The organism is Kitasatospora sp. NPDC004614, from assembly GCF_042873675.1.
Lineage (GTDB): Bacteria > Actinomycetota > Actinomycetes > Streptomycetales > Streptomycetaceae > Kitasatospora.
This window is the reverse complement of sequence record NZ_JBIALR010000011.1, coordinates 185460-207114: the sequence shown is the minus strand read 5'-3', so window position 1 is coordinate 207114 and position 21655 is coordinate 185460. Positions and strand designations below refer to the sequence as shown.

Sequence of the window (21655 nt, the reverse complement as noted above, 5' to 3'; positions counted from 1 at the left end):
AGGCTCATGACGACCGCTCGCACTGCCACGCCGAGCACCGCCCGGGCCATCAACGACCGGCTCGCCCTCGACCTGCTGCTCGAACGGGGCCCGCTCACCGCATCCGACCTGCGCACGCTGACCGGACTCTCCCGGCCCACCGTCGCCGACCTGCTCGAACGCCTCCAACGCAGCGGATTGGTCGCCCAGGCAGGGGAGAGCGCCGCACTCCGCCGGGGCCCCAACGCCCGGCTGTACGGGCTGGTCGCCGATCGGGCGCACCTCGCCGGGATCGACATCCGCGCCACCGGTGTCAGCCTGGTCGTTGCCGACCTGACCGGCCGCACCCTCGGCACGGCCACCATCGCGGCACCGGCGCGGAGCGAGGCCGAGGGACCGGGCAGGCCTCCGACCGCGGTCGATGGGGCGGCCGGAACCGCCGGAGCCGCTGTTGATGTCTCGTCGCCGACCAGGGCGGGAACAGCCTTGTCCGCCGAGGGCGGGCCGGGGGACGGCGATCTGCTCGTCGAGCGGACGGTCGAGGCACTGCTCGCGACCGCCGCTGCGGCCGGTGCGCAGGACCTGCACACCGTCGCGGTCGGCGCGCCCGGGCTGGTGGACCCGGTGAGCGGCGCACTCAACAACTCCGGGAAACTGCCCGAGTGGCACACCAAGTTGCTCGCCGCCCTGCGGGCCCGCCGCGGGACGGAGGTGATCCTCGAGAACGAGGTGAACCTGGCCGGGATCGCCGAACACCGGATCGGCGCAGCCCAGGACCGGAAGGACTTCGCCCTGATCTGGTTGGGCCACGGCGTGGGCGCGTCGGTCGTCCTGGATGGTCGGCTGCGACGTGGAGCCTCCGGCGGCACCGGCGAGATCGGGTTCCTGCCCGTCCCGGGAACCGGCGGCCTGCCGGACGCCACCCGGTGCGACGGCGGCTTCCACTCGCTGGTCTCGAGCGCCGCGATCTGCGAACTCGGCGCCCGCCACGGCCTGGACGCCGAGCCTGACGGATCGGAACCCGGCGCCGAAGCCGTCGTACGACTCGCGGTCCGGACCGGAGCCCACGACTTCCTGGAGGAACTGGCCGGACGGATCGCCGTCGGAGCCTCGTCGATCTGCGTGGTACTCGACCCCGGCTGTGTGGTGCTGGGCGGTGAGATCGGCCAGGCCGGGGGCCCCGAACTGGCCGTCCGAGTCGAGCGCCAACTCGCCCGGCTCTCCCCACTCGCCACCGAAGTCCGCGCCGGTACGGCCGGTGGCGGCGCCGTGCTCGCCGGTGCAGTGCTGACCGCCGGGGACGCGGTGCGGCGCGAGCTGTTCGGAGGCGAGTGAGGCTCCGGTCGTGGCCGATGCGCGGGTTGGATGTGGTCGTTTCGTGCGGCCGGCGGGTGGTCGGGTCGTGCGCGGGCAGCGCGCTTTCTGGGGTGAGCAGGGCCTTCGAGGGACTGGATTGGCGCCGCGACTGCTGATTGCCGCCTTGGCGTGGTCGTCGGGAGCTGCGGCGCGGCTGAGGTTGGGGCCGATCCGGAGACCCAGCCGCGATCGTCCGGGCGGCGGTTCGGGGGCCACTGATGGTGGGGTCGGTACGGGGCCGGTTGCCGGTAGGGCAGGATGGCGGAGTCTGTCCCACCTTCCGTGAGCTGCCCAGGAGCTGCATCCATGGTCATCCCCGACCCGCCCGTCCACCCGTACCGCATCGGCGAGGCGGCCTCGATGCTCGGGGTGAGCGCCGACACCATGCGGCGGTGGGTGGATGCGGGGCGGCTGCCGGCGACCCGGGACGAGCACGGGCACCGGATCATTGCCGGGGCCGAACTCGCCGCCTTCGCACGTGAGTTGGCGCGCCCCGAGAACAGCGAGGCGGAAGGCCGGTCCTCGGCCAGAAACCGGTTCCCGGGGATTGTGACCGCGGTGGTGCTGGGCGACGTGGCCGCGAAGGTGGAAATCCAGGCCGGGCCGTTCCGGGTGGTTTCGCTGATCAGCCGCGACTCCGCGGAGGAGCTCGGTCTGGTGCCCGGGGCACCCGCCACCGCCGTCATCAAGTCGACCAACGTCGTGGTCGAACGCCGTTGACCCGCTGCCCGGCCGATGAGCCGAGGCCGAGTTTGCAGTGGCCTCCCGGCCCGGCGGGGCGTGATGCCCGCCGCCAGGTATCGGAGGTACCTGCACAGCGACGAGCGGGCGCCGCCTAGGATGCGGAGTTCTGCGGCCAACCGCCGGCGAGGCGGCCCGTGGTGTGAGCTGCCCGACCGTGTGAGAGGACGACCCCGTTGAAGAGCCGCGTGCGCGCCGTTGCCCACCGTGGTGACCCGTACCAGCACCGCGAGAACACCCTGCCCGCGGTCAGTGCCGCCCTCGCGGCGGGAGCGGACGCCGTCGAGGTCGACGTCCAACTCACCAGGGACGGCGTGCCGGTCCTGCTCCACGACCGGACCCTGGAACGGCTCTGGAACGACCCGCGCCCGATCAACCGCGTGACCTCCGAACAGCTCGAGGAATTGGCCACGCCCGGCCTCCGGATCCCCACCCTCGCGGAGATCCTTCCAGTCGTCGCGCAGGCCGACGGCCGACAGCTGCTGGTCGACCTGGACGACGCCCAGCCGGCCGCCGCGACCTGGCGCACCGTCAGCGATCTCGGCCTGGCCGACCGCGTCGCATTCTGCGGGTCCGTCGCCGCGATGCTCGCCGTGCGGGAGCTCGCACCCCAGGCGGAGATCTCGCTGACCTGGAACCGACTTCAACTGCCCAAGCAGCGGCTGCTGGACGAACTGCGCCCCAGCTACCTCAATCCCCCCTTCGGGCTGGTCGACGAGCGACTGGTGGCGACTGTGCACGACGCCGGCCTCGCCCTCGCCACCTGGACCGTCGACCTCCGCAGGACGATGCGACGAATGCTCGATCTCGGCGTCGACTCGCTCACCTCCAACCGAGTGGCCCTGCTGCGCCGGACGATCGACCAGCACGCCCGCTGAGCCGGGGCACCCGGGCCGCGCCGCCGGCCGGGCCGGGCCCGACGCTGAAGGGCTGTGGCGCACCGACCTGATGTCCGAACCGGTGCTGCGGTCGCGGTTCTGGTCGGTGGCCGCCGTGAGGCCGACCGCAGGCTCGAACGTCGGGCCTTGGGCCCTGCTCCGGCGATGGAGCCGGTGTGCGGGCATCGGGGCTGCACTGCGTGCGACGTCTGCGGCGGGCGGTGTCTCAGGGGTCGGCGAGCCTCGTGACACCCCACTGCTGTTGGGCTCGCCGGCGAGCCGCCGGAGGAGACGTCGGTGTGTTGTCCTCCGTGCGATGCCGAAGACCCGAGCGGACGCCCTGGAGAGGAAGGCGAATGCCGTGCAGACAGTGCTGACAGGTGCGGTCACAGTATGTCCAATCTGCTTGTCGACCCGGCAGCGTGTCCGGGAGTGCGAGGGCGTAGTGGGCGGCAGGGGTTCTGGGTTGGGCTGGGAGCCAGGTAGCGCTGACGAGTTGATGGTCCGTTCGGCGGCGGCGTGGGCGGCGCGCCGCCCCACAGGCGACTACCTGCTGTGACGGCAGGTGTGTGCTGAAATGACACGATCATGGCGGCGCGTGGGCGGAGGTGGCGGTGGCAACGGAAGGCCCCCCGGAACCTCGCGAACCGAACGAGCACCCCGGGCCGCCAACGCCGTCCGGTGACGAGGACGGCTCGGAGCAGCCCAATGTGAACGACTCGGCGGGTGACCCATCAGGGGCAGAGCCGGCCGACAACTCCGGCGCATCTGGGCCTGCTGGTCGCAGACCGTCCTTGGGCGGAGACTCCGGTCCGGCCGATGACGGCGCAGCTGGTGAGACCAGCGGAGAGAGGGCTGGCGGTACTGCCTCCGGCGAGAAAGCCGGGAAGGGCGGCCGACGCCCCTCCGGTGCGGTGCCGGCAACTGGCGAGCAATCGACGTCAAGTGCGTACACCTCCATAGGTGCTGAGGGCTTGTCGGAAACGGGCGCGGTGGTGGCCACCCGCAGTACGGTGCCGGACGATCGGAGGCCGGCCCTGATGCTGCCGCCATCCGTTCGAGCCGCCGCTGCCTGGTCGGCCGCGGTGATCCTCTTGGTCACCGTCGCCGGGGCTGCGGTGTTCGTGGTCGTGGCGCTCAGAGCAGCGACCATCCCGATGGTGGTTGCACTCCTGGCCACCGCGCTGCTCTACCCGGTCATGCCATGGCTGGTGAACCGGGGCGTCGGCCGTGGAGCGGCAGCTGGACTGACCTGTGCCACCCTGGTCCTCGTTGTCACCGGAGGCATCGCACTGCTCGTCAACTCTCTGGTGAACAGCGCCCCACAGATCGCTTCGGGACTCCAACAGGCGGGCAACCGGATCGCCTCGTGGCTCGGACCACTCGGCGACAGGATCCAGTACGCGCTTCGGCAGAGCGCAGGCTCGGGAAGCAACCTGGTGGATTCCCTCGCCAACGGGGTCCTGTCGGGACTTGGCCTGGTCACTCAGCTGCTTACCGGAGGAGTGCTGGCCCTCGCGCTGGTTTTCTTCTTCCTGCGCGACGGCCATCGGTTTGCCGACGCCATCCACGAACTGATGCCGGGCAAGCTCTCCGACACGGTGATCGCCTGCGGTCAGCAGGCCTTCGCGGCCATGGCCGGCTTCATGCGCGGCACCACTTTGATCGCGCTGATCGACGCGACATTCATCTCCATCGGACTGCTGCTCCTCGATGTTCCGGGTGCGGCCGGACTGGGTGCTCTCGTTTTCATGGGGTCCTACATTCCGTTCGTCGGGGCCTTTCTCTCCGGGACTGTGGCGGTACTCGTGGCCCTGGCGAACGGCGGTCTCGGCACCGCCCTCTGGGCTCTTGGCGTGGTGCTGGCAGTGCAGGCGATCGAAGGCAACGTGCTCCAACCGGTCATTCAGAGCCGCACCGTCGAGCTTCACCCGGCGACGATCATGATCGCCGTGGTGGCCGGCTCCGGGATCGCCGGAATCATCGGAGCGTTGCTCGCCGTGCCGGTCAGCGCGGCCGGCCTCGGCGTGGTGTCGGTGCTGCGTGGCGGCGCGGAGACACCTGGGGCGCCCACGAGCCGCCGCAGGCGAGTGCGCTCCGAGAGCTGAGGTGTTCGCTGATCAGCGGCTTGCCGTGCCGAACGTAGTTGGGTGGGGCGGACAGCTGCGGATCTGACTGCTGGTCAGCGATGGCCTCCTGGGTTGAGGTCCCGGCGGTCGACACTGGGTCGACGGTTCGGCAGCACCACCGGGTCGGGTTGGGTGGTTGCCCCGGTGGTGCTGCGGTGGTCAGGGAGCGGGGAAGTAAGCGGCGAGCCAGCGGTCGAGTTCGGCGAACACCTGGGCCCGGACCGGCTCGGCCGAGAGGACCAGGTCATGGATACCGCCTTCGATGCGGATAGTGGTGACGTGCTGGCCGAGGCGTGGTGCGAGCGCGGCGATGTCGTCGGCGCGGAGGACCGCGTCGGTGTGCATCAGTGCGGGATCCCACCGACTGGTGACGGTGGACGCGGTGGAAGCCATCATCAGGATCGGGCAGCCGAGGGAGAGCCCGCGTCGGACCGTACGGTGTCCGCGCTGGATCGCCGCCAGCCAGCCGGCGTAAAGCGGGAAGCCCTCGGCCGGCTTCAGAGCGAGGTCGAACTCCCAGCTACCGCGGTGCTTCCGGTGAAGACTGTGGACATAGTGCGGGTTGAGCGGTGCCGGCAACTTCCGGGTGGGGGCGGCCCGGCCGAGAGCATCGAGGGCCGGCGCCCCGAGCTTGCGGACTGCGGGTGCGGCAGGCATCGACAGGAACGGGCTGTTGAGGAACAGACCGTCGACCAGTCCACGTCCACCACGACGGGACGCCCACAGTGCCGCCACCAGCCCACCCGTGGAGTGCCCGTTCACCAGCACCCGACTGTGGCCGTCGAGTTCCCGGATCACGCGGACGGCTTCGTCCAGTTCTTCGTCGTACGAGGCGAGGTCCGTGACGAAGTTGGGGGACTGGTGGGGCCGAAGCGACCGGCCGTACTTGCGGAGATCCAGGGCGTAGAAGGAATAGCCGGCGGCGGTGAAATGATCGGCGAGGTGGGTCTGGAAGAAGTAGTCGGTGTAGCCGTGCAAGTACAGCACCGCCTGGCGGGATCCCGGAACCAACCGGCGGACCAGCGTGGCGCTGACCTCTCCTTCTTCGTCCGGGATCAGTGGGAGCTCCGCCGCCTCGTACGGGGCACCCAGGATGTCTTCGCGGAACTCCATGTCAACCACACCCACTTCCTGCTCTGCTCGCCGCCCCGAGGCCGTTCGAGGCGGTGCCACTTCTGCGACCATACCGGTCGGTAAGTCGCTCCGTTTGGGAAGACTGCCCTGGTCGGGCCTAAGCTGCCCGCATGGCTGCCCCTTCGTTGATCGTTCTCCTCACCGTCACCTTCCGGAGGGCTGTCCGATGACCGGCCCGGCCGCCGGCCTGCCGGAGCCGCGCCCCGTCGAGCGCGAGGTGGCGCTGGGGACAGCCAAGCTGATGCCCGACATCGATGACGAGGGCGGTTGGCTGCTCACCCTCGACGGCACCCCGCAGTCGTATGTCGACCTCCAAGACCCCACGCATCTCGAGTTCGAATACGTCCAGCGAATTGCGCATCTGCTGGATGTGGTCGCGGACTCCGGAGAGCCGCTCGACGTCCTGCACCTCGGCGGTGGTGCGCTCACCCTGCCCCGCTACCTGGCACATACTCGGCCCGGCTCGCGGCAGCAAGTGGTTGAGGTCGACGGGCCGTTGACCGAGTTCATCGCGGAGCACCTTCCTTGGCCGTCCGGCATCGACGTGGTGGTCGGCGACGCGCGGTCGGCACTCGAATCTGTGGCGCCGAGAACACTCGACGTCGTGGTGGCTGACGTCTTCCGCGGCTCGCGGACGCCGGCACACCTCACCAGCGTGGAGTTCGTCCGGCTTGCCGCCGCCACGCTCAGGCCCGGCGGGTGCTACGCGGCGAACCTCGCAGATGGCCCGCCACTCGCCTTCGCCAAGGCCCAGGTGGCCACCGTCGCCGCTGTCTTCGCTCATGTCTGCCTGGTGGCCGAGCCCAGTGTGCTGCGAGGCCGGCGGTACGGGAACGTTCTGCTGATCGGCTCCGATGAGCCGCTGCCCGCAGGGGAGTTGAGTCGGCGGCTCGCCTCCGACCCCTTCCCTGCCAGGCTGACGGAATCGCCGCAGCAGGCTTCCGAGCCGGTCACGGATGCGACTGCCGAGGATTCGCCGCCGCCACCGGCCGGGGCGTTCTCGCTGAGCTGAGGTGGACAGCGGGTCACGCGGGCTGCTGTGCTGGAAGTCGTACCTGATGGCGAGCTCCTTCCCTGGAGGCGAGGTCGGCTGGTCGGCTTTGGCCGGCGAGCCGGACATTGGCTGAGGCATCGGCTGGACGGAACGCTGGAGAGCGGCGGCGTGGGCGGACCGTCCAGCCGACTTCGCGCGTGGTCGGGCGGATTGGCTGTGTGGTGGGGCTGATCAGTCCGCGGAGAGAACAAGCCGGCGCGCTGTCTCGCGGTAGCCGAGCAGTTCGAAGGCGGCGATCATCGGGTGATTGGCGAGGTCCGTGTCGGCGCGGATGACGGTTGCCTTGGCCTCGGTGGCGAGGACCCGGGTGACCTCGGCGAGGATCTCCGCCACGAAACCCCGCCCGCGGAACTCGGGAAGGACTCCGAGATAGCCCACCACCGAAGCGGCGGAGTTGCGTGAGGGGATCCCGAAGCCGACCACCTGCCCCGTGGGAGTTCGAGCTATTCGCCACCAGGAGCGGTCACCGAGCATGTCATGGTGATAGAAGGCGACGTCGTTCCGGGCTTGCTCCGCCGGCCCGAGAAGCAGCGACTCCCGTGTGGTGGCCGCGTCCAGGCTCCCCGGTAGAGCCCGGCGGAAGAGATCGACGAAGACCTCGTCGTCGGGTTCCGGTGCGAACACCAACCGCTCGGACACGGTGGGGACTGGCCGCTCCGCTTCCCACTCGAAACGGAGACGCTCGGTGGCAAGACGGAGGCCGGCCAGCTTCGCGGCCTCGCGGCGCCACTCCACTGCTGTCGCAGCCTCAGGTTGGCCGCGCCAGTTCGCAGGCAGGAACAGGTGGTACTCCGGTGGGACGGCCAGGCTGTCGGCGGCGAAGACCTGGTGGGCTGCGGTGAGCAGAGCGGCGGCGATCGCAGAGCGAGGGTCGCTGGGCAGCAGGCGCGCTCCAGGCCCCGGTGTATCGAGGTTTGTGAGAGCTGTGGCCGCCTCAGTGGTGAACAGTGCGTCCAAGCTTCGGGGAAGGATGTCGTCGGGCAGGCCCCACCAGATGGCGAGCGCCAAGGGCACTCGTTCAGGGCTGGCCTCCGCGATCCAGATCCATTCGGGTCGGTACTCGCCATCGGCGATGCGGGCGAGGACGACCTCGGCGGAGATCGTGGTGGACGGGTCGGACCGAAGGCAGGTCAGGGCCGTGTCGAGTTCTTGAAGGACGATCGGGCGGAAGATCACAGGGTCTCCGAGGCAGGGGAGTAGTGGACGCATCCCGACCGCGATGATCCGTGGCGACCGCCCAAGTGGGGGCGTGTCAGCTGGACGCGCGGGTGATCGGATGCGCTGTGGGACGGAGCTGAGTTATCGGGACTACCACAGGACCTCCTCTCGGTGCGGGGCATCGTGGGTGCGAAGCCACTCTGCGGCTGGGCGTGCACTGGACCGTCGGTAGAGTTGATCCACCGTCAGTGGCCCGAAGCTTAGAGAGGTTGGTGGGTGGTTCGCAAATTATTTTTCGGAGATTATTTCGCAGGGCTTGTTGCGGCCGGGAAAATGGGTTGCTCCGGGGGCGGTGCCGAGTGGTGGCGCTTGCATATTCAGCGGGAGATCCCGGCAGGTTCCTGTGTTGTGAAGCACTGTTGAAATAGCCTGCATTAGGAAGCTTTTTCTATAAGCATCCATTTGAGGCTGGGTTGGTTTTTGGTGCGACAGGGGGCCGGGCAGCGACGCGCATCAGGGTCGTCGGGTGCGTAGATGGTGAAGGGCTGGAGCAGGTTACGCTGAATTACTCGAAAGAGTGGATCAGGAAATATCGACCATGAGTGCGGTTGGTGCTGATCCGGCGGCGGTAGAAATGTCACTGGCGGCAGCGAACCTGGGAGGAGGTGTCGGCGAATGAGTGGGTGGAGTGGCAGGCCGGCGCACGTGGGCGCCGGCCGCTAGCACTTCGGGCGGTGTTGGGGGATGTCAGGAGATCAGATACGGACACCGAGGATGAAGCCGGATCCGGTTGCGGCGGATCGGACCTGGTCGTCATCCAGTGGCTGGGCTGACTCGATGGTGACTTGGCCGGCCCGCGTGTCCACGGTGACATCAGTGATACCTGGCAATGCGGTCAACTCGGCCGTGACAGTCCGTTCGCAGTGGCCGCAGCTCATTCCTTCGACGGTGAAGACAGTGGTGGTGGACATGGGTTACCTCCGTTGAGCTGGTTGGGTGTGGCGGGTTGTCCGGCGGGGCAAGGCGCCGCCGTGTTGCTCAACGGGCGCGCCGCGATGGGGGCATCGGGGCGCACTGTCAAATGCCCCCAATGAGTGGTTTCTCGACAGGGAGGGAGGGTGGCCGAGCCTCGAGGGCGGACTGCATGAGGCATAAGCGGCATTCGCTGTCGCCTGACGCTCATGCCGGGGCGATGGTGCTTGCCGAAGTGTTCGTGATGTGTGGATTTGATAGGAAGGTTTTGGGCCGTAGGGGGCCTGGGGTGAAGTTTTGTGAAATGCTCACTCTGGCCTTGAACCTGCGAAGGCTCGGGTGGTGATGGTGACGGGAATGTGAACCGTCTTGGGTTGCTCGGCTCGGCTGGGTCAGATGGACCGTTGTGGCTGGGTCGGTGAGGCTTTGGCGTCCTTGGTCCATCTATAGATCGGCATGCGGTTTCTGGCATGGGTGGCTGATGGGGTCGATGGGCGTGCCGGAGACTCGATTTGTCGAGATGTCAAATCAATGGAATGAAATAATGGGTGATCACATGAGTGAAGCGCCAGGGCGCATTATCTTCCTCAACGGAACGTCGAGCTCGGGAAAGTCGAGCATCGCACGTGAGTTGCTGGAAATTCTCGATGACGAGGTCTGGTTCCATCTTGGCGTCGACATGTTCAACGCCATGCGGACGATGCGCGCGATAGAGCAGGCTCAGTTCGATGAGGCGCTGAAACGGACCAGGAAGGGATTTCACCGGTCGATCGCGGCGATGGCGGATGCCGGCAACAACGTGATCGTCGACCATGTCCTGAGCGAGCCGTGGCGGCTGTCCGACTGTTTGGACGTGCTCAGTCCCTATCGAGTCATGTTCGTTGGGGTTCGCTGTGACGTGGAGGAGTTGACCCGGCGCGAGGAAGCTCGGGGTGACCGGCCCCCCGGTCTGGCAGCCCGGCAGCACGACCTGGTGCACCAGCACGGCGACTACGACTTCGAATGTGACAGCGGAGCGTACTCGCCGCGCGAGTGTGCCGAGCGGATCAAAGCGTTTCTGCCGAACCAACCGGACCAGACCGCCTTCGAGCGACTGCGGGAGGGCATACGCCGGTAGTCCCGATGTCCCAGAAAGCCGCCCGAGCAATGGGTGGGAATTTGGGAGGGGTGGACAGAGCGACCACGTTGGGACACCGCCCAATTGGCGAGCTGATGGGGTGGCGTCGCCGGTCGCAACGACCGGAACGAGTCGGTGACGGAGGCTCGCAGGTCTGAGCGGTGAGGTGCGGTTCGGGGCTGACTGAAGGTCAGCCCCGAACCGCCAACGGAGAACAGAGGGCCGGTCGCGGTCAGTTCGGCAGGGCGCGTAAGCCCGGTTCCGGGTGGCGACTGGGAGTCCCGCCGGAGGCCGGGGCCGGACGCCCTACGGTGTACCTCGAACTGTCCTGATCGGGACGGGAGCAGTCGGGCGCGGGGCGGGGCGATCCACAAGTGCTGTTGCCAGTGGCGCGGCGGTGGCGGGCCCGCAACTCGGGCCCGGGCAAGGGCGGTGTGGTGATGGCCGGTCAACAAGACGGGTGATGGCGTGTCGGAGGAAGGAAGCAGCATGGGACGGGTTCGGGTGGCGGCGACTCAGTTCGAATGTGTGCCGGGAGATGTGGAGGCGAACATCGAGCGGATCACGGCGCTGGCGCAGCAGGCACGGGAGGCCGGCGCGGCTGTGGTGTTCGGGCCGGAGTTGTGCCTCACCGGATATGAGCTCGGGATGATCGCCGCGGATCGGGGGCTGTGGACGGAGCCGAACGACGCGCGACTCGATCCGGTGCGCAGTGTCGGTATCGCGGTCGTGGTCAATGGCGTCGCTGCGGGGCCGGGGAATCAACCGCAGATCGTCAGCACCGTGTACGGGCCGACTGGGGACGTGGTGACGACGTACGCGAAGGAGCACTTGTACGAGAACGAGCAGGAGGTGTTCGCAGCCGGCAGCGGTGGTGGCCGGTTCTGGCTGGATGGGGTCGGCTTCTCGCTGGCCACCTGTTTTGACAACCACTTCCCAGAGGTGTCGGCGCGAAATGCGGCGCTGGGATGCCAGGTGCACCTCGCCAGTTCGCTGTACGGCACCGAAGGTGGGAGGGAAGAGCGGCGGACGGTGCATCCGGCGATAGCGAAGGCGACCGGTATGCACGTGATGCTGGCCAATCATGTGGGCGTCGCCGGGCCGTGGACGGGCTGCGGAGGCAGCGCTGTGTGGGCTCCGGACGGCGCCGTGGTGGCGGAGGCGGACGAGACTGGTCCGCAGGTGCTGGTGGCTGACCTGGAGGTGGAGATGAGCAAGTGAGACAGGCTGGGAGTCGGCGGTGGGCGTTGGTCGTCAGCGGAATTCGTCGTCGGGTACCCGGTCGGCCAGGTCGTCGAGAACGGTGAACTGGACGGCCTCGCGCAATGGCTCGTCGGGTGCTGCGTCATCGAACTGTGCCTCGGCGTCCTCGTCCGGGTAGACCAGGTGCACGGCGGCCTCCTCGGCGCTGGCCGCCCCACCGTCGGGGCCGACATCGGAGCCTGCGGTGTCGATTCCGTCCTCGACCAGGCGTCCGGCGCGTGGGGACGGCCCTTCATTCCAGCGGTCGTCGACCATCTCCGGGGTGTCGTCGGGCTCCTCCTCGGACAGCAACTGGTCGAGGGACTCCCCGCGCGCGGCCTCCCCGGGTGTCGTTCCGTACGCGGTCGAGCCGTAGTACCCGTCGGGAGGGATGACTCCGGTGTCCAGCGGGTCGTCGTCGAGCCGGTCCGTGAGCAGGGAGTCGGCCGGTTCGAGAACGCCGTCGTCCTCGGCGGGTTCCGGGTCCTGAGGGTCCCAGTCGGTCATGACAGCACCTGTCCTCGTCACTCGGGGTGAGGTCCCACGCAGCTTCTTCATGCTCGCCAGGGAGCCACCCGGCTCGCAACACGGCGCGGCGGCAGCAGCCTGAGAGGGAGGGCGCGGGAAGGCCGGGCAGGTTGGCGTTGCGGGTCGGATGGGGTCGCGTGCAGATTGCGGCGGAGGCAGGTCCCGCTGCGGTGCTTGGAGCCGTTGGTCCACGAGGTGGCGTGTCGAGTGGCCAACGGATCGACGGCGGCGACGGGAGGTGGTGAGCGGAGCTGGTCGGGGTGGTGGAGCAGCAGCGCATGATGATCGGAGCGGAAGCGATGTGCTCCCGCCGATGGGCGAGCTCGGAACGGTCGACGGAGAAGGTGTGCGGTGTTGAGGGTGCCGGGGTTTGTCGGGCGGCGGCGTGAGCGGGCCCGGTTGGTCGCCGCCTTGCGGGCGGCACCTTCGGTGGTATTGGTGGAAGGTGAGGCGGGTGTCGGCAAGTCCGCACTGGTGCGACAGGCTTTGGCGGAGGCCGGCGTGGCGCCTGGGCGGGTGCTGACCGGGCGCTGCCATCCGGTTGCCGAGCCGACGCTGTACGGGCCGGTGCTCGATGCGCTTCGACGCAGTGGTCCGTTGCTTGCGGAGGCGGCGGAGCTGCCACCGAGTGCGGGTGCGCTTCGGCCGTGGCTGCCTGACATCGGAGCCTGGCTTCCGGGAGAGGTCGAGGGCGGCGACGAACGGTACCGGCTGATGCAGGGCATGCGGGCGCTGCTGGGTGCGCTGGGTGGCGTGGTGTTGCTGATCGAGGATGCGCAGTGGGCGGACCCGGCGAGCCGCGAGCTTTTGCTGTTGCTGGCCAGGGATCCGTTGCCGGGCCTGTCGTTGCTGGTGACCTACCGGGCGGAGGAGATGGCGGTAGGTGTGTCGGTGCTGGGTGCGGCCTATCGCTGCCCGCCAGGGGTGGCAGGTGGGGTGGTCCAGCTCGGTCCTTTGCGGGAGTCCGAGGTGCGGGAGATGGTCGGCGGGGAGTGGGGTGCTGATGCGGTGACCGGGCTGGCAGCCGTGCTTTGCGAGCGGTCCGGGGGGCTTCCGGTGGTTGTCCTGGAGGACCTGACGGCCTTGCGAGACGGCGGCCCGCATTCCGATCCGGTTGCGGCGTTGATGGCCGCGGAGCCACCGCGGGGCTTGCGGGACGCGGTCACCGAACGCCTGGCCGCGCTCGGATCGGACGCGCTTGCGGTGGCGGAGACAGCCGCAGTGCTGGGTGAGCCGGCCGGGGAGGAGATGATCGGCGAGGTGGCGCAGCTATCGGCCGAACGGGTGGCGGCGGGCCTGGTGGAGGCGCTGCGGGCGGGGGTGCTGGCCGAGCCCACCGCAGCCCGGTACGCCTTCCGGCGGGAGCCTGCCCGGCAGGTGGCGTACCGGCGTATTCCGGGGCCGTCGCGGTCGGCGCTGCACCGGCGGGCGATCGCTGTGCTGCGCGGCCTCGAGCCGCAGCCGCTCATCCGGATCGCCGCACACACCGGGGCCCTCGGTGATCGGGAGGCGTGGCAGCAGGTGGCCGAAGCGGCGGCCGAGCAGGCGATGGAGCAGGGTGATCCGGCGGATGCGGGGCTGCTGCTGCGCGAATTGCTGGCCGAAACGGATTTGGCATCCGAGCGACGGGTGCGGGTCGCCCGGGCCCTGTCGGCGATCGCCGCGAACGCCGCCGACGACACCGCGAGTACCGCGGCGCTGGTCGGCATCATCGCGGACCCGCGTCTGCCGGTCGGCGATCGGGGCGAGATCCGGCTCACGCTCGGCCTGCGGGTGGCCGTGCAGGGCGGCGACCGCGCCGGGTTCGCGCAGATCGAGCAGGCTGCCGACGAGCTTGCCGGGCGTCCCGCCCGGGCGGCGCGGGCACTGTTGGCGCTGGCGATGAACGAACGAGACGGTGCCGGTGCTGCCGCCCGGGAGCGCATGGCGAACGCTGCGGCAGCGCTGGAGGCCGAGCCGGACGAGGAGGTCACCGCCGCGTACCGGGCCACCCTGCTGACCTTCCAGGCCCGCGAGGGTGACCCCGAACTGTGGCCCGAACTGGACCGCTTGCCGCGCCACTCCACCAACCCCGAGGTGGTCCGGCAGACCACCCGCGCCCTGTACAACGTCGGCGACATCGCCCTCGACACGGGGCACGACCAGCAGGCGGGTCGGCTGCTCGCCGAGAGCCGGGCGTTGGCCCGGCAGGCCTCGATCGCCTACCTGGAGTGCTACAGCCGAATTGCCCTGCTGAGGTTGGACGGGTTGGCCGGGCGGTGGCAGGGGCTCGAGGAACGGTTCGCGGCGCTCGGAACGGAGTTCCCCGACGTGGCCATGGCGGGTGCCGAACGGGCCATGCTGTTGGGCCGGCTGGCCGCCGCCCAGGGGCGGTTGGCGGTGGCCAGGGCCGAGTTCACCAGCGCGGCCAGGTACGGTGAGCGGGAGTCACAGGTCACCGCCGCGCTGCGGGCTGCCGCCGGTCTGGGGTCGCTCGAACTGGCCGAGCGCGGAGGGGCGGCGGCTGCCGCAGTGGTGGCGCCCGCCGTGGCGATCCTGCGGCAGGCGGGGGCGTGGGCGCGCAGTGCGGAACTGCTGCCGCTGGCGGTGGAGACCGCACGGGCGGTCGGCGACATCGACGCCGCCCGGCACCTCACGGAAGAGGCGGCGGAGGCGTTGGAAGGCGTCGATGCGCCGGCCGCGCACGCCGGACTCGAACTGGCCAGGGGCTTCTTGTTGGACGGTGTCGGCGGTGCTGCCAGTGGTGGCGACGGCGCGGCCGAGGCCTTCGGGCGGGCGCGGGACGCCTGGCGGGCGATCGGGCGGCCGTACGAGGCCGCCCGCGCGGAGGAGCGGCTGGCCCGGGTGCTGGCCGAGCACGACGCGCAGAGCGCGGCCGAGCGGCTGACCGCCGCGGAGGCGACGTTCACCACGCTCGGGGCCGCGTCCGACGCGGCGCGCTGCCAGCACGTCCGGCGCGATCTCGGCCTCGGGCGGATGGCGTCGCCGGGGCGGCGGGGCTACGGCGAGGCACTGTCGCCACGCGAGCGGCAGGTCGCGGAGCTGGTTGGGCAAGGGGCCACCAACCAGGACATCGCCCAGGCGCTGTTCCTGTCGCCACGTACGGTCGAGCACCACGTGGCGAGCGTGCTGCGGAAGCTCGGGGTGGGGCGGAAGGAGGTGGCGGAGGCGTTGGCGGCGACGTGACGGCCGGTGAGCCGACGGGCGTGGGCGCCGAGTTGGCAGGTGTGGGCCGAGAGGCGGTGGATCAGCGAGTCGCGGGACTCAGAGACGAGGACGATGGGGCAGGCGGGCGAGGCGGGAGAGGGTGGCACGGCGGGTCTGGCGTTCGACGAAGCCGCGGCGGGGGGCGGGGCGTTCGGCGAGTGCGGTGAAGTGCTCGCTGGCGTACAGGCGGAAGCGTTCGCGGCGGGTCATCCGGATCTCCTGACTGGGGGTGGGGAGAGCGAATACCAGCTTTGCGGTGGGCGGTGGGCTGATCAATGCGTAGGGGATACCCATCCGGCACGGCGAAGAGTACGTAGTGGCCGAGGTGGGTCGACAGGACAAGGAGTTCAGCGGATGACGTGCGGGAGGAAGCGGGCGCCCTGGTGGGTGATGGGGCTGTCGTCGGTTTCACGGATGCCGAGGCCGGCGGATTCGCCGTCGACGACCCAGGTGCCGAGGACGGGCCGGTTGCCGTCGAAGTCGGGGAGGGGGTGGTACTGCTGGTAGCAGTGGCCTTCGGCACCGTAGCGGTCGGGGTCGCCGGCCCAGTCGGCGAGGCGGGTCTGGGTGCCGTCCGGTTCGACGATGCGGATGCCCGCGCCTTCGCGGCCGAGCAGCGGCTTGGCGGCGTAGCCGGGGCCGTCGGGGTCGGCGAGTTCGCGCGGGCCGTCGAGGTAGGCGGGCAGCAGGTTCGGGTGGCCGGGGTTGAGTTCCCACAGGACGGCCAGCAGCGCCTTGTTGGACAGCAGCATCTTCCAGGCGGGCTCGATCCACAGGGTGGAGCCGGTGCTGCCGCCGAGGTCGATGACGTCGAGGAGTTGGTCGGCGAACTCGTCCTCGGCGAGCCACTCCCAGGGGTAGAGCTTGAACGCGGAGCGGATGAAGCGGTGTTCGAGATCGACGAAGCGGCCGGTCAGGCCGTCCCAACCGATGTCCTCCATGGCGATGCCGATGGTCTGCAGGCCGGCCTGTTCGGCGCACTCCTGGAGGTAGAGGGTGGTCAGCCAGTCCTCGCCCTCGGTGTCGCCGCGGGAGTGGGCGAAGTGCACGGGCCCGGGCGGCAGCAGGTGCTTCTGGCGCTGCCAGGAGGCGATCAGGCGTTCGTGAAGGGAGTTCCATTGGTCGGCGTCGGGGAAGCGGTCTTCCAGCCAGAACCACTGCGGCCCGGCGGCCTCGATCAGCGAGGTCGGGGTGTCGGCGTTGTACTCGAACAACTTGGCGGGTCCGGTGCCGTCGTAGGCGAGGTCGAACCGGCCGTAGACGCTGGGCTGTTCGTCGCGGCGGTGCCAGGATTCGGCGACGATCGCGGCGAGCCGGGGGTCGGTGATGCCGAAGTCGGCGAAGCGGCCGCTGCGCACCACGTGGTCGGCGGCGGCGAGGGAGAGTTCGTGGAGTTCCTCGACGACCTCCTCCAGGGCCTCGACCTCGGGCAGCGAGAACTCGTAGTAGGCGCTCTCGTCCCAGTAGGGGTGCGGGCCGCCCTGGTTGCAGGGGTCGGAGCACATCGCGTAGACGAGGCCCTGGGATTCGACGGTGGCCAGCCAGTCGGGGCGCGGGGTGATGGTGTGGCGGCGCATCAGGGGTCAGCCGCCGCCCGAGCCGCTGCTGCTGCCCTTGGGGCAACCGAAGCCACCGCGCTTGGTGGCGGCCTTGTCGAAGGTGCCGCCGTTGGCGGTGTCGGTGCCGTACCCGCAGTAGTACCAGCGGCCCGCGCCGGAGCCTCCGCCCGAGCAGGAGTGGCTGTCCAGCACCTTCAGCGTGGTCGGGTCGACGCAGCGGCTGGGCGGGGCGCTGGGGGAGGAGCAGCCGGACAGCGTGAGGGCGAGCGTGCCGACCATCCCCAGCGTGACGAAACCGGACCGGCGACGGCCTTCCGGTATCGGAAGGCCCGGGGCGGAAGTGGCGGGCGGCGGCGGTGTCATGGCGGACCATCGTACGCGGAAGATGTGATGTCAGGTCCAGTGCCGTCGGAATCTGACGGGCTGCCGGGGAGATGGGTTATGTTTTGCCGATCCTTGACCATGGCGCGGCCCGGCGCGGCTGCCCGACCCTGGGAGAGCCCCGCTGATGAACGACATAGCCCACGGCCTCGGCGCGGCCGCCGTCTACGGCCTGGTCGGCCTGGTGCTGTTGCTGCTCGGCTACCTGCTGATCGATATGCTCACCCCGGGCAAGCTCGGCCGGCTGATCTGGGCGGAGGGCAATCGCAACGCCGCCCTGCTACTCAGCTCGGCACTGCTCGGCGTCGGCGGCATCGTCTACACCGCGATCCGCACCACCTACGACGACTTCGGCAAGGGCCTGATCTCCACGCTGGCCTTCGGCGTTCTCGGGCTGCTGCTCATGGCGCTCGCGTTCTGGCTGCTGGACCTGCTCACCCCGGGGCGGCTGGGCGCGATCCTGGTGTCGAATCAGCCGCACCCGGCGGTGTGGGTGTCGGCCAGCTGCAACCTGGCTGCCGCGGCGATCGTCTCCGCCTCGATCGCCTGACGGCCGGTCATCCCTGGGGCCCCGGTGCGTGTTCATCGGCCGGCGCCCGGCAGGAGTTCGGCGAGCAGCGGTGCGACCTGGCCGGTCTCCAGCAGGAAGCCGTCGTGGCCGTACGGCGAGGAGATCACCCGCAGGGCGTCGGCGTGCGGCAGGTGCGCGGCGAGTTCGGCCTGCTGGGAGGGTGGGTAGAGCCGGTCCGAGTCGATGGCGGCGACCAGCGCGGGCGCGGTCACCCGCCGCAGGGCGGCGGCCGTCCCGCCGCGACCGCGGCCGAGGTCGTGGGCGTTCATCGCCTCGTTGAGGACGACATAGCTGCCCGCGTCGAAGCGGTGCGCCAGCTTCGACGCGTGATGGTCGAGGTAGGATTCGACGGCGAACCGTCCACCGCGCCAAGGGTGTTCGCCGGGCTGCGGGGCGCGGCCGAAGCGGGTGGCGAGTTCGGGTTCGCTGCGGTAGGTGATCTGGGCGAGCCGGCGGGCCAGGCCGAGGCCGCGGTGCGGCCCGGCGCCGAGCGGCAAGTGATGGTAGTCGCCGCCGTGCCAGCCCGGGTCGGTGCGGATCGCGTGCAGCTGCGCGGAGGCGTGCGCGATCTGTTCGGCGGAAGCTGCGGCCGCGGTGGCCAGCACCAGCAGCGCACCCACCCGTCGAGGGTGTGTCACCGCCCACTCCAGCGCCCGCATCCCGCCCATCGACCCGCCGGCCACCAGCGCCCAGTGCCCCACGCCGAGCGCATCGGCGAGGTGGGCCTCGGCGGTGACCTGGTCGCGCTGGGTGAGGAACGGGAAGCGTCCGCCCCAGGCCCGTCCGTCCGGCGCGGCAGCGGACGGCCCGGTGGAGCCCTGGCAGCCGCCCAGCACGTTCGGCGCCACCACGAACCAGCGGTCGGTGTCCAGCGCCCGGCCGGGGCCGACCAGTTCGTCCCACCAGCCGGGCGTGGGGTGCCCGGCCGCAGCGGGCCCGGCGAGGTGGCTGTCGCCGGTCAGCGCGTGCAGCACCAGGACGGCGTTGGAGCCGTCCGGAGCGAGCGTCCCCCAGGTTTCGTATGCCAGCCGCCCGCCCGGCAGGGTGCCGCCCGCCTCCAGGGGGAGCGGCCCGGGCAGCGTGAACCAGCGCCGCCGGCCGGCCGGGTCGCCGTCCCGCCAGGCCCCGGTGGCGGGCGGGACGGCGAGGCCCAAGGTGCCGTTCAGGACGCGCCCTTCGCCGAGCGGAAACCAGCCTCCAGGTCCGCCTTCAGATCGGTGACGCTCTCCAGCCCGACCGACAGCCGCACCAGGCCGGGCGAGGTGCCGGTGGCCGCCAACTGCTCGGCGTCCAGCTGGCTGTGCGTGGTGGATGCCGGGTGGATCACCAGGCTGCGCACGTCCCCGATGTTGGCGAGGTGGCTGAACAGTTCGAGCCCGTCCACGAACCGCCGCCCGGCCTCGACGCCGTCGCGCAGTTCGAACGAGAGCACCGCGCCCGCGCCGCGCGGCAGGTAGTGCTGCGCGGCGGCGTGCCAACGGCTGGACGGCAGGCCCGGGTAGTGGACGGCCGCGACCTCGTCGCGGGCCTGGAGCCAGCGGGCCAGTTCCAGCGCGTTGGCGGTGTGCCGCTCCAGCCGCAGCGACAGCGTCTCGATGCCCTGCAGCAGCAGGAACGCCGAGTGCGGGGAGAGCGCCGGACCGAGGTCGCGCAGCAGTTGCACCCGCAGCTTGGCGGCGAACGCGCCCGGTCCGAGGGCGTCCCAGAACCGCAGGCCGTGGTAGCTCGGGTCGGGCTCGGTGAAGCCGGGGAACCGTGCGGGGTGGGCGCCGAAGTTGAAGGTGCCGCCGTCCACCACCACGCCCCCGATGGTGGTCCCGTGCCCACCGAGGAACTTGGTCGCCGAGTGCACGACCACGTCCGCGCCGTGCTCGATCGGCCGGAGCAGGAACGGCGTGGGCACCGTGTTGTCGACGATCAGTGGCACCCCGGCGGTGTGCGCGACCTCGGCGACGCCGCGTACGTCCAGCACGTTGCCGCGCGGATTGCCCAGCGACTCCGCGAACAGTGCCTTGGTGTTCGGGCGGATCGCCGCCCGCCAGGCGCCCAGGTCGTCCGGGTCGTCGACGAAGCTCACCTCGATGCCGAACCGGGGCAGGGTGTGCCGCAGCAGGTTGTAGGTGCCGCCGTACAGCGACGCCGAGGAGACCAGGTGGTCGCCGGCCCCGGCCACCGTCAGCAGTGCCAGCGTCTCCGCGGCCTGCCCGGAGGCCAGCGCGACCGCCGCCACCCCGCCCTCGAGGGAGGCCAGGCGCTGCTCCAGCACGTCGGTGGTCGGGTTGTGGATCCGGGTGTAGATGTTGCCCGGCTCGGCAAGGGCGAACAGGTCGGCGGCGTGCGCGGTGTCCCGGAACGCGAACGAGGTGGTCTGGTAGATCGGGACCGCCCGGGCCCCGGTCGCGGGGTCGGGCTGCGCGCCCGCATGGATCTGCCGGGTCTCGAACGACCAGCCGGGGGTGGCGACGGGGCTCTGATCGGACATGCTGCTCCTGTACGCGTGCGGGGATAGCGACGGCTGCGCGGGCAGGGCGAAGCCGTCGCGGGATGGGGAGGTGAGAGATGCGCGGGGCGGGGGAGGAAGGCCGCCCGGGCGGTCACGGCGTCAGGTAAGCACAGCGCGGGATCGACCCGCCAGCGGATCGCAGGAGCGGACACGCGGGGACATGTGGCGAAACGCCACGGAGACCTGACGGGTCATCATCTGATCGTCGGACGAGCCGATTTCAGGTGGACGCGTCGGCCGGGATGCCCAGCAGATCGAGGAATGCCGCGGTGGCCGGCGTGCGGCCCGTGCGGCTCCACACCACCGTCTCGATCCGGGTCGGTGCGTCCGTGACCTCGACGGTGGCGACGCCCGTCAACCGGTCCACGTACGCTGCGGGCAGCATCGCCACCGCCAGGCCAGGGCCGACCAGCCGGGGAATGTAGGCGGCGTCGGTGACCTCGAACGCCACATCACGGACCAGGCCGGCCGCGCTGAACGCCAGATCGGTCTGGGCACGGCCGGCCGTGCCCGCAGGCAGGTCGACGAACGGCTCGGCGGCCAGCGTGCGCAAGCTCACCCGGCTGAGGGCGGCCAGCGGATGGTCCGGCGCGACGACCGCGACCAGGCGGCCGCGGGCCAGCTCACGGGCCGTCACCCCCTGCGGGCGCAGCGTCGGTGGCAGACCGAGGAAGGCCACGTCCAGTACGCCCTGGCGGACCAGTTCGATCAGGTCGTCGCTGGCGCCGACCCGCAGGCTGATCCGCACCTGCGGATGGCGGCCGCGGAACGCGTGCAGCCCGGACGGGATGTCCACGGCGGTGACGGTGGGGATCAGGCCCACCGCGAGCCGCCCGCGTACCTCGCCGACTGCCGCCGCGACCTCGGCCGCCGCCCGCTCCGCCGCCTCCAGGCACTGGCGGGCGGCCGGCAGGAATGCCTCGCCGGCCGCGGTCAGCCGCACCCGACGGCTGGTGCGCTCGAACAGCCGGGCGCCCAGCTCGTGTTCGAGTCGGGAGATCTGATGGCTGAGCGCCGACTGCACCACCAGGCAGCGCTCCGCGGCACGGGTGAAGTTGAGTGTCTCGGCCACCGCGACGACGTAGCGCACCTGCTGGAGCTCCATGCGCCCCATCCTGCATCCATCGCGAAACGAGATCAATGCAC

19 protein-coding genes are annotated in these 21655 nt (G+C 70.4%); 9 read left to right on the top strand and 10 right to left on the bottom strand.

The window, feature by feature from the left end; translation table 11 throughout:
* The first annotated feature begins 6 nt into the window (after positions 1-6).
* The 4 genes from ACFYST_RS23115 (at position 7) to ACFYST_RS23100 (ending at position 5062) form a co-directional block, all read left to right on the top strand.
* Complete coding sequence (locus ACFYST_RS23115; protein WP_387865064.1) at positions 7-1314, top strand: ROK family transcriptional regulator; 1308 nt, start codon at positions 7-9, stop codon at positions 1312-1314.
* Positions 1315-1641: 327 nt separating this feature from the next.
* A complete protein-coding gene (locus ACFYST_RS23110) occupies positions 1642-2055 on the top strand; it encodes a molybdopterin-binding protein (protein ID WP_387865062.1) in 414 nt (137 codons plus the stop codon).
* A gap of 197 nt (positions 2056-2252) precedes the next feature.
* Positions 2253-2954: a glycerophosphodiester phosphodiesterase gene (locus ACFYST_RS23105; RefSeq protein WP_387865060.1), complete on the top strand. Its 702-nt coding sequence runs from the start codon at positions 2253-2255 to the stop codon at positions 2952-2954.
* Positions 2955-3928: 974 nt separating this feature from the next.
* Positions 3929-5062: an AI-2E family transporter gene (locus ACFYST_RS23100; protein ID WP_387865057.1), complete on the top strand. Its 1134-nt coding sequence runs from the start codon at positions 3929-3931 to the stop codon at positions 5060-5062.
* Positions 5063-5242: 180 nt separating this feature from the next.
* Here ACFYST_RS23100 and ACFYST_RS23095 read toward each other — a convergent pair whose 3' ends face one another.
* A complete protein-coding gene (locus ACFYST_RS23095; protein ID WP_387865054.1) occupies positions 5243-6196 on the bottom strand; it encodes an alpha/beta hydrolase in 954 nt (317 codons plus the stop codon).
* Between the two features lie 187 nt (positions 6197-6383).
* Here ACFYST_RS23095 and ACFYST_RS23090 point away from each other — a divergent pair, with 187 nt between their 5' ends.
* Positions 6384-7229, top strand: a complete 846-nt coding sequence (locus tag ACFYST_RS23090; RefSeq protein WP_387865053.1) for a spermidine synthase — start codon at positions 6384-6386, stop codon at positions 7227-7229.
* Positions 7230-7442: 213 nt separating this feature from the next.
* Here the strand turns inward: ACFYST_RS23090 and ACFYST_RS23085 are convergent, their stop codons facing one another.
* Positions 7443-8447, bottom strand: a complete 1005-nt coding sequence (locus ACFYST_RS23085) for a GNAT family N-acetyltransferase (RefSeq protein WP_387865052.1) — start codon at positions 8445-8447, stop codon at positions 7443-7445.
* A 737-nt stretch (positions 8448-9184) separates the two neighbouring features.
* Positions 9185-9400 (bottom strand): heavy-metal-associated domain-containing protein, encoded by a 216-nt coding sequence (locus tag ACFYST_RS23080; protein WP_387865051.1) that lies wholly within the window; start codon positions 9398-9400, stop codon positions 9185-9187.
* Positions 9401-9945: 545 nt separating this feature from the next.
* Between ACFYST_RS23080 and ACFYST_RS23075 the strand changes: the two genes are divergently transcribed.
* A complete protein-coding gene (locus ACFYST_RS23075) occupies positions 9946-10518 on the top strand; it encodes a chloramphenicol phosphotransferase CPT family protein (protein ID WP_387641388.1) in 573 nt (190 codons plus the stop codon).
* Positions 10519-11007: 489 nt separating this feature from the next.
* Positions 11008-11739: a carbon-nitrogen hydrolase family protein gene (locus ACFYST_RS23070; protein WP_387865050.1), complete on the top strand. Its 732-nt coding sequence runs from the start codon at positions 11008-11010 to the stop codon at positions 11737-11739.
* Positions 11740-11772: 33 nt separating this feature from the next.
* On the opposite strand, the gene ACFYST_RS23065 is transcribed toward ACFYST_RS23070, so the two are convergent.
* Entirely contained in the window at positions 11773-12267 is a 495-nt protein-coding gene (locus ACFYST_RS23065; RefSeq protein ID WP_387641394.1) for a DUF5709 domain-containing protein, read from the bottom strand.
* A gap of 372 nt (positions 12268-12639) precedes the next feature.
* On the opposite strand from ACFYST_RS23065, the gene ACFYST_RS23060 reads away from it, so the two are divergent.
* Positions 12640-15474: an AAA family ATPase gene (locus tag ACFYST_RS23060; RefSeq protein WP_387641396.1), complete on the top strand. Its 2835-nt coding sequence runs from the start codon at positions 12640-12642 to the stop codon at positions 15472-15474.
* 78 nt (positions 15475-15552) lie between these two features.
* On the opposite strand, the gene ACFYST_RS23055 is transcribed toward ACFYST_RS23060, so the two are convergent.
* The 3 genes from ACFYST_RS23055 to ACFYST_RS23045 form a co-directional block, all read right to left on the bottom strand.
* Positions 15553-15705, bottom strand: a complete 153-nt coding sequence (locus ACFYST_RS23055; protein ID WP_387865048.1) for a hypothetical protein — start codon at positions 15703-15705, stop codon at positions 15553-15555.
* 137 nt (positions 15706-15842) lie between these two features.
* Entirely contained in the window at positions 15843-17072 is a 1230-nt protein-coding gene (locus ACFYST_RS23050; RefSeq protein ID WP_387641400.1) for a glutathionylspermidine synthase family protein, read from the bottom strand.
* Positions 17073-17078: 6 nt separating this feature from the next.
* A complete protein-coding gene (locus ACFYST_RS23045; protein WP_387865047.1) occupies positions 17079-17417 on the bottom strand; it encodes a hypothetical protein in 339 nt (112 codons plus the stop codon).
* Between the two features lie 145 nt (positions 17418-17562).
* On the opposite strand from ACFYST_RS23045, the gene ACFYST_RS23040 reads away from it, so the two are divergent.
* Entirely contained in the window at positions 17563-17985 is a 423-nt protein-coding gene (locus ACFYST_RS23040) for a DUF350 domain-containing protein (protein WP_387865045.1), read from the top strand.
* A 32-nt stretch (positions 17986-18017) separates the two neighbouring features.
* Here ACFYST_RS23040 and ACFYST_RS23035 read toward each other — a convergent pair whose 3' ends face one another.
* The 3 genes from ACFYST_RS23035 to ACFYST_RS23025 form a co-directional block, all read right to left on the bottom strand.
* Positions 18018-19160 (bottom strand): homoserine O-acetyltransferase, encoded by a 1143-nt coding sequence (locus ACFYST_RS23035; RefSeq protein ID WP_387641406.1) that lies wholly within the window; start codon positions 19158-19160, stop codon positions 18018-18020.
* An 8-nt stretch (positions 19161-19168) separates the two neighbouring features.
* Positions 19169-20488 (bottom strand): bifunctional o-acetylhomoserine/o-acetylserine sulfhydrylase, encoded by a 1320-nt coding sequence (locus ACFYST_RS23030; protein ID WP_387865042.1) that lies wholly within the window; start codon positions 20486-20488, stop codon positions 19169-19171.
* Between the two features lie 241 nt (positions 20489-20729).
* On the bottom strand, positions 20730-21614 hold the full coding sequence (locus ACFYST_RS23025) for a LysR family transcriptional regulator (protein WP_387865041.1): 885 nt from the start codon (positions 21612-21614) through the stop codon (positions 20730-20732).
* Between the last annotated feature and the right edge of the window lie 41 nt (positions 21615-21655).

Coding starts and splice junctions, on each gene's coding strand:
- ACFYST_RS23075 (WP_387641388.1), top strand. CDS start 9,946: ATGGGTGATCACATGAGTGAAGCGCCAGGGCGCATTATCTTCCTCAAC.
- ACFYST_RS23070 (WP_387865050.1), top strand. CDS start 11,008: ATGGGACGGGTTCGGGTGGCGGCGACTCAGTTCGAATGTGTGCCGGGA.
- ACFYST_RS23045 (WP_387865047.1), bottom strand. CDS start 17,417: ATGACACCGCCGCCGCCCGCCACTTCCGCCCCGGGCCTTCCGATACCG.
- ACFYST_RS23030 (WP_387865042.1), bottom strand. CDS start 20,488: ATGTCCGATCAGAGCCCCGTCGCCACCCCCGGCTGGTCGTTCGAGACC.
- ACFYST_RS23055 (WP_387865048.1), bottom strand. CDS start 15,705: ATGACCCGCCGCGAACGCTTCCGCCTGTACGCCAGCGAGCACTTCACC.
- ACFYST_RS23110 (WP_387865062.1), top strand. CDS start 1,642: ATGGTCATCCCCGACCCGCCCGTCCACCCGTACCGCATCGGCGAGGCG.
- ACFYST_RS23115 (WP_387865064.1), top strand. CDS start 7: ATGACGACCGCTCGCACTGCCACGCCGAGCACCGCCCGGGCCATCAAC.
- ACFYST_RS23040 (WP_387865045.1), top strand. CDS start 17,563: ATGAACGACATAGCCCACGGCCTCGGCGCGGCCGCCGTCTACGGCCTG.
- ACFYST_RS23025 (WP_387865041.1), bottom strand. CDS start 21,614: ATGGAGCTCCAGCAGGTGCGCTACGTCGTCGCGGTGGCCGAGACACTC.
- ACFYST_RS23065 (WP_387641394.1), bottom strand. CDS start 12,267: ATGACCGACTGGGACCCTCAGGACCCGGAACCCGCCGAGGACGACGGC.
- ACFYST_RS23050 (WP_387641400.1), bottom strand. CDS start 17,072: ATGCGCCGCCACACCATCACCCCGCGCCCCGACTGGCTGGCCACCGTC.
- ACFYST_RS23095 (WP_387865054.1), bottom strand. CDS start 6,196: ATGGAGTTCCGCGAAGACATCCTGGGTGCCCCGTACGAGGCGGCGGAG.
- ACFYST_RS23080 (WP_387865051.1), bottom strand. CDS start 9,400: ATGTCCACCACCACTGTCTTCACCGTCGAAGGAATGAGCTGCGGCCAC.
- ACFYST_RS23090 (WP_387865053.1), top strand. CDS start 6,384: ATGACCGGCCCGGCCGCCGGCCTGCCGGAGCCGCGCCCCGTCGAGCGC.